Source organism: Paenibacillus peoriae KCTC 3763 (assembly GCF_000236805.1).
Lineage (GTDB): Bacteria > Bacillota > Bacilli > Paenibacillales > Paenibacillaceae > Paenibacillus > Paenibacillus peoriae.
Genome location: NZ_AGFX01000043.1, coordinates 1 through 1676, shown reverse-complemented (window position 1 = coordinate 1676; position 1676 = coordinate 1). Strand labels below are relative to the sequence as shown.

The 1676-nt window shown below is 51.7% G+C and carries 1 protein-coding gene; it reads left to right on the top strand.

Features of this window, described 5'->3' with window-relative positions; translation table 11 throughout:
• Positions 1–1676: non-ribosomal peptide synthetase (locus KQI_RS0124375; RefSeq protein ID WP_029390327.1), on the top strand; the 1676-nt coding region annotated here is incomplete at both ends.

The following is a 1676-nucleotide window of genomic DNA, read 5'->3' as shown; positions in this document are numbered from 1 at the left end:
GTGATACAGTCTGGTAAAGCCATTCACATGAGCTTTAATTACAACGCACAAGTATTTGAGCGGGCAAGTATAGAACAGATTCAGGGACATCTGGTGCAACTGCTGGAGGAAGTGGTGGCGAATCCGAATATTCCTGTACGCGAGCTGAATGTATTGACCAAGCAGGAACGTGAGCAAATCTTGCACGTGTGGGGAGACACGGCAGCGGACTATCCAAGGGAGCAGACAATTCACGGCTTGTTCGAAGTGCAAGCATTGCAAACACCCGAGCAGGTGGCCTTGTTCTTTGAGGGAGAGCAGTTGACCTACCGTGAGCTGAATGAACGAGCCAACCAATTAGCACGTACCTTGCGCAGTCATGGCGTGACAAAGGATCGTCTGGTGGGTCTGATGACCGAGCGTTCGGTAGATATGATCGTGGGAATGTTCGGGATTATGAAAGCCGGAGGCGCGTATGTTCCGATTGATCCGACGTATCCGGAGGAACGTATCCGCTACATGCTGGATGACTCGGGTGCGGAATTGCTGCTAACGCAAAGCCATCTGGTGGAAAAGGCAGCTTTTAGCGGCAAGGTACTGGTGCTGGATGGGGCGCAGGAGGTTTACCACGAGGACCACTCTAATCTGGAGCCGTTGTCTGGCCCGAACGATCTGGCGTATGTGATTTATACGTCGGGTACGACGGGGCAGCCGAAGGGCGCTATGATCGAGCATCACGGACCGAGCAATCTGAAAACCTATTTCGATGAAACCTTGCAGATGAGCTTGTCGGATCATGTCCTGATGTTTGCCAGCTATTCCTTTGATGCCGCTTGCTGGGAAGTGTTCCAAACGCTGTTCTGCGGAGCGACGTTGTATGTGCCGACAATGGAGACGATTTTAAACTATGAACAGTTTGAGCAGTATGTAGTAGAGCACCAAATGACCGTAGTCATGCTGCCACCGACCTATGCTGTGTATCTGGAACCGGAGCGAATGTCGAGTTTGCGCATTCTATTTACTGCCGGATCTGCTTCCTCATTGGAGCTTGTACAGCAATGGAAAGATCAGGTTCCATACTATAACGGCTACGGTCCAACGGAAAATTCGATTATCACAACGATTTGGCCGGTGTCTGAGGACGCGAATGCAGAGGAACGGATTTCTATCGGACGTCCCGTGCCGAATCACAGGGTATATATCGTGGATGCCCAAGGACATCTGGCGCCTGTAGGCGTAGCTGGAGAATTGTGTGTATCAGGCGTAGGATTAGCACGTGGATATCTGAATCGTCCGGAGCTTACGGATGAGAAATTTATACCGAATCCGTTTACGGACGGAGAAGCAGGATATGAACGGATGTACCGGACAGGGGACTTGGCGAGATGGATGCCGGACGGGAACATCGAGCACTTGGGCCGGATCGACCACCAGGTGAAAATCCGGGGATATCGGATTGAGTTGGGCGAGGTTGAGGCAAACATGCTGAAGGTGGAGGCTGTGCAAGAGGTGATTGTATTGGCCCATGAGGATGAGCAGGGCCAACATCAACTCGTCGCGTACTATGTGGCAGAGCGTGAAGTGAGCACAAGTGAGCTACGCAGCTTACTGGGCGAAAAGCTTCCTAACTACATGGTGCCTTCGTACTTCGTACAGCTGGAACACATGCCTTTGACGCCGAACGGTAAAATCGACCG